A 5,298-nucleotide genomic window follows, 5' to 3' on the forward strand; every position below is an offset into this window, starting at 1 on the left:
TAAGCAGAGTTTTTGAAATGTAAGGCCTTTGAATAAGACAAAAGGCTGCCTCATCGCTAACTTTGCAACAGTGCCGGATTGAATATAACCGACGTGACTGTTACATTTAGGTGGCTAAACCCGTCAAGCCCTCAGGAGTGAATCATGACCGTAGTCACGACCGCCGATACCTCCCAACTGTACGCACTTGCAGCCCGACATGGGCTCAAGCTCCATGGCCCGCTGACTGTCAATGAGCTTGGGCTCGACTATAGGATCGTGATCGCCACCGTCGACGATGGACGTCGGTGGGTGCTGCGCATCCCGCGCCGAGCCGAGGTAAGCGCGAAGGTCGAACCAGAGGCGCGGGTGCTGGCAATGCTCAAGAATCGCCTGCCGTTCGCGGTGCCGGACTGGCGCGTGGCCAACGCCGAGCTCGTTGCCTATCCCATGCTCGAAGACTCGACTGCGATGGTCATCCAGCCTGGTTCGTCCACGCCCGACTGGGTCGTGCCGCAGGACTCGGAGGTCTTCGCGGAGAGCTTCGCGACCGCGCTCGCCGCCCTGCATGCCGTCCCCATTTCCGCCGCCGTGGATGCGGGGATGCTCATCCGTACACCGACGCAGGCCCGTCAGAAGGTGGCCGACGACGTTGACCGCGTCCGACGCGAGTTCGTGGTGAACGACAAGCGCCTCCACCGGTGGCAGCGCTGGCTCGACGACGATTCGTCGTGGCCAGATTTCTCCGTGGTGGTGCATGGCGATCTCTACGTGGGCCATGTGCTCATCGACAACACGGAGCGCGTCAGCGGGATGATCGACTGGAGCGAGGCCCGCGTTGATGACCCTGCCATCGACATGGCCGCGCACCTTATGGTCTTTGGTGAAGAGGGGCTCGCGAAGCTCCTCCTCACGTATGAAGCGGCCGGTGGCCGGGTGTGGCCGCGGCTCGCCCACCACATCGCGGAGCGCCTTGCGTTCGGGGCGGTCACCTACGCACTCTTCGCCCTCGACTCGGGTAACGAAGAGTACCTCGCTGCGGCGAAGGCGCAGCTCGCCGCAGCGGAATGAGCGAACGTCGATATAGCCCGCTCGCGACGCTGTTCGCGGCGACCTTTCTCTTCCGGATCGGCAACGCGGTGGCGGCCCTCGCGCTTCCATGGTTCGTCCTGTCTCATACAAAGAGCGCGGCCTGGGCGGGCGCCACGGCCGCTAGCAGCGTCATCGCGACCATCATCGGCGCGTGGGTTGGTGGTGGCCTCGTCGATCGGTTCGGGCGCGCGCCCGTCGCATTGATCTCGGGTGTGGTGGGCGGCGTGGCCATGGCGAGCATCCCACTGCTCGATGCCGTTGGCGCCCTCTCGAACACTGGGCTGATCGCTTGCGTGGTGCTCGGTGCCGCGTTCGACGCACCCGGTATGGCCGCGCAGGACAGTGAGCTGCCCAAACTCGGCCACGTCGCCGGGCTCTCCGTTGAGCGCGTCTCGTCACTGAAAGCGGTGATCGGGAACGTCGCGATTCTAGGTGGCCCGGCCCTTGGGGGGGCCGCAATCGGCCTGCTTGGCGCTGCGCCAACGCTCGGGCTGACGGCGTTCTGCTCCGTCCTTGCAGGTCTGCTCGGCGCGTGGGTGCTTCCCGCGCGTGCCGCTCGGACGATGACCACGACGGCGACTCTCTCCATGCGCGCCGGCGTCGCTTTTCTCTGGAGCGAACCCCTGCTGCGCCCTCTCTTTGGTATAGTGATGATCTTCGTGGGCATCGTTGGCGCCAACGGCAGCGTCATCATGCCTGCGCTGTTTGTAGATGCAGGACGCCAAGTAGCAGAGCTCGGGCTGTTCTCCTCAATGATGGGGGCTGGTGGTCTCCTTGGCATTGCCATTCATGCGTCGGTCGGCGCCCGGATATCAGCGCAGAACTGGCTGGCGGTGGCATTTTGTGGCTCTGCGGTGGGCTCGCTTCTGCTTTCACAGTTGCCAGGCGTGCCGGTGCTGATGTTGTTGGGCGCGCTCGTGGGACTGCTGACCGGCTCAGTCTCTCCCATTCTCAACGCTGCCATCTACAACCGCACGCCGCCAGAACTTCTCGGCCGGGTACTCGGCACGGTCTCGGCGGTGATGCTGTCAGCCTCGCCCATGGTTATGCTTGCGGCCGGCGCGTTTGTCGACCTTGCTGGTCCGCTCCCTGGCCTCGTTGTATCGGCCGTGTTTGCGGGGCTCGTGGCTCTACTCTCGCTCCGTCTTCAATTTGCTACAATGGCGGCGGCAGCCACAGCCTCCGCCCCAACCCATACAGAAGGTGAACACTGATGCCCCGCCCCAAGCTCAAGTCCGATGACGAGGTACTCGAGGCCGCCACCGTAGTGCTGAAGCGTTGCGGTCCCATAGAGTTCACGCTCAGCGGAGTAGCAAAGGAGGGGTCGGTTCCGGCTGAGGGCGAAATGACACCCTAAGCGTTAGCTCTGTGTCGTTGCACGATGTCAGCGACGGTATTCTTGCTGATACCGAGCTCGCGTGCGATCCAGCGATAGCTGCGTCCCTCGGCCCTCATCGCAACCACCTTAGGCAAAAGTCGGTCTGATTTTGGTCGCACTCCGGCCTGACGACCAAGCCTCTTACCACGTGCCTTCGCAACAGCAAGGCCTGACTTGACCCGCTCGCTGATGAGATCCCGCTCAAACTCCGCAATGCCGGAAAGAAACGTCGCCAGCATTCGTCCATACGGCGACGAAAGATCGAACGCCATTCCATTCATGGCTATCACGGAAACCTTCCAGTTCTCCAGTTCACGTAGCGTATTGAGCAGATCGAGCGTCGAGCGCCCCCACCGGGAAAGCTCAGTGACCAGGATTGCATCAATTTGTCTGGACTGGGCAAGCGCCAGGACTTTCTTTCGCTCGGCCCGGTCGAGTTTAGTTCCTGAACCTGTTTCCTTAAATATTCCCACCACGTCGTAGCCGGCACGGCCGGCGAAGGCTCGCAGATCAAATTCCTGGCGTTCACAAGACTGATCCGCTGTTGAAACCCGGCAGTAAATGGCGGCACGATGTCCCAATTGAACCCTCCTGGATTTTTGTATCGGAACGCCCTGATTTATATGGGCTGGCTGTTGTCCAAAACAGACTATACTTCAAAAGGGACGAATTTGTATGTCACGACGCCATATTTTCACCGAACGGCAGCGAGCAGCGCTGTTCGATCTGCCCACGGACGAACTGTCGCTACTGAAGTTCTACACGCTGGGCGATGATGACCTGGAAAACATTAGGCAGCGCCGCAGACCGGAAAACAGGATTGGCTTTGCCCTGCAACTTTGTGCCTTACGATATCCGGGCCGTGCACTGGCTCCTGGTGAGATGATCCCGCGTGAAGTCCTTTCCTTCGTCGGTGCTCAGCTTGGAGTTCCGGCTGATGCGCTTCTCACTTATGCCACACGGCGCCAAACCCGTCAGCAGCACATGGACACGCTGCGCGAAATTTACGGCTACAAGACCTTCACGGGCCGTGGTGCCCGTGATCTGCGGGAGTGGACTTTCGGCCAGGCCGAAGATGCCAGATCAAACGAGGATCTTGCTCATCGTTTTATTGTGCGGTGTCGGGAAACTTCCACCATTCTGCCCGCAGTATCGACAATCGAGCGCTTGTGCGCGGATGCTCTGGTCGCCGCTGAGCGGCGGATTGAAACGCGGATTGCGGAAAATTTAACAGCGGATGTTCGCGATCACCTGGACAAACTTCTGAGTGAAATGCTCGCCGGCAATATCAGTCGTTTCATCTGGCTTCGCAACTTCGAGGTTGGTAACAACTCGGCTGCTGCTAACCGTTTGCTCGACAGGCTCGAATTTCTGCGTACCCTGAATATCAATCATAGTGCTTTGGCCAGCATACCTGCCCATCGCATTGCCCGGCTGCGTCGGCAGGGTGAACGCTACTTCACCGACGGTTTGCGTGACATCACTTCGGACCGCCGCTGGGCGATCCTTGCCGTCTGTGTTGTGGAGTGGGAAGCGGCGATTGCTGATGCCATAGTCGAAACCCATGACAGGATCGTAGGAAAAACCTGGCGGGAAGCGAAGCGCCAGCATGACGAAACAATTTCCGGCTCTAAAGCCACACTCACGGATACGATCCGTACCTTCACCGCGCTGGGAGCTTCGTTGCTTGAGGCCCGCAGTGACGGAACCCCGCTGGAGATGGCTGTCGCCAGTTCGGTTGCATGGGACCGGCTCGCTCAACTGGTAGCGACAGGGACTCAACTCAGCAACACGCTAGCCGATGAGCCTCTTGCATATGTCGGGCAGGGATACCATCGCTTTCGTCGTTATGCGCCCCGCATGTTGCGCTGTCTGAAGCTCGAAGCCGCGCCGGTCGCCGGACCATTGGTAGCAGCAGCTTTGTCGATCGGAGAGATGAAAGGTGTTGCATCGCCAGAAAGGCGTTTCCTGCGGCCCAGCTCCAAATGGAACCGTCATTTACGAGCTCAGGAAAAAGGAGATACCCGTCTTTGGGAAGTGGCGGTACTCTTTCACCTCCGGGATGCTTTTCGTTCCGGAGATGTCTGGCTCGCTCATTCGCGCCGCTATGGTGACCTCAAGCAGGTACTGGTGCCGATGATCGCGGCGCAGGAAAATGCAAAACTGGCCGTGCCTTCCAACCCACAGGATTGGCTGGCAGACAGAAAGGCGCGACTCACGATCGCTCTTAAGCGGCTGGCCCGGGCTGCCCGTAACGGCACTATTCCGCACGGTAGCATAGAAGATGGAACGTTGCGGATCGACAGGTTGACAGCAGACGTGCCGGATGGTGCCGAGGCACTCATACTGGATCTGTATCGCCGAATGCCGTCCGTTCGGATTACCGACATGCTGCTTGAAGTTGATGCAGCCCTTGGTTTCACAGATGCGTTTACCCATCTGAGAACCGGGGCTCCATGTCGCGACCGGATCGGTCTGCTCAACGTCCTGCTCGCTGAAGGGCTCAATCTGGGCCTGCGTAAGATGGCGGAAGCTACAAACACGCATGATTACTGGCAGCTCTCACGCCTTGCCCGCTGGCATGTTGAAAGCGAAGCCATGAACCAGGCATTGGCAATTGTGGTGGCCGCGCAGGGTAAACTGCCGATGTCACGCGTCTGGGGGATGGGCACGTCAGCATCGAGCGATGGTCAGTTTTTCCCGACAGCGCGGCATGGCGAAGCCATGAACATGGTCAATGCCAAATATGGTTCTGTTCCCGGCCTCAAAGCGTATACTCACGTAAGCGACCAGTTCGCGCCATTCGCTTGTCAGTCGATCCCGGCGACCGTGAGCGAGGCACCGTATAT

General features: G+C 59.9%; 4 protein-coding genes and 1 pseudogene. 4 read left to right on the plus strand and 1 reads right to left on the minus strand.

Annotated features, from left to right (window positions below; genetic code table 11):
• Positions 1-144 precede the first annotated feature (144 nt).
• From GF617_RS26335 to GF617_RS26345, 3 genes and pseudogenes are all read left to right on the plus strand, one after another.
• On the plus strand, positions 145-1,050 hold the full coding sequence (locus GF617_RS26335) for an Mph(A) family macrolide 2'-phosphotransferase (RefSeq protein ID WP_000219391.1): 906 nt from the start codon (positions 145-147) through the stop codon (positions 1,048-1,050).
• Positions 1,047-2,285 carry a macrolide resistance MFS transporter Mrx(A) gene (gene mrx(A), locus GF617_RS26340; RefSeq protein WP_000004159.1) on the plus strand — a complete coding sequence of 413 codons (1,239 nt, stop codon included), beginning with the start codon at positions 1,047-1,049 and terminating at the stop codon, positions 2,283-2,285. The genes GF617_RS26335 and mrx(A) overlap by 4 nt, the downstream gene beginning before the upstream one ends.
• A pseudogene (locus GF617_RS26345) lies at positions 2,285-2,392 on the plus strand (TetR/AcrR family transcriptional regulator); the annotation flags it as partial. The gene mrx(A) and the pseudogene GF617_RS26345, both read left to right, overlap by 1 nt.
• A gap of 32 nt (positions 2,393-2,424) precedes the next feature.
• Here GF617_RS26345 and GF617_RS26350 read toward each other — a convergent pair.
• Positions 2,425-3,030 (minus strand): recombinase family protein, encoded by a 606-nt coding sequence (locus GF617_RS26350; RefSeq protein WP_000509966.1) that lies wholly within the window; start codon positions 3,028-3,030, stop codon positions 2,425-2,427.
• 94 nt (positions 3,031-3,124) lie between these two features.
• Between GF617_RS26350 and GF617_RS26355 the strand changes: the two genes are divergently transcribed.
• Positions 3,125-5,298, plus strand: a 2,174-nt coding sequence (locus GF617_RS26355) for a Tn3-like element Tn5403 family transposase (RefSeq protein WP_203452752.1), incomplete at its 3' end; no start/stop codon positions are given.

The sequence above is a fragment of the Lelliottia sp. RWM.1 genome (assembly GCF_016859735.1).
Classification (GTDB): domain Bacteria; phylum Pseudomonadota; class Gammaproteobacteria; order Enterobacterales; family Enterobacteriaceae; genus Enterobacter.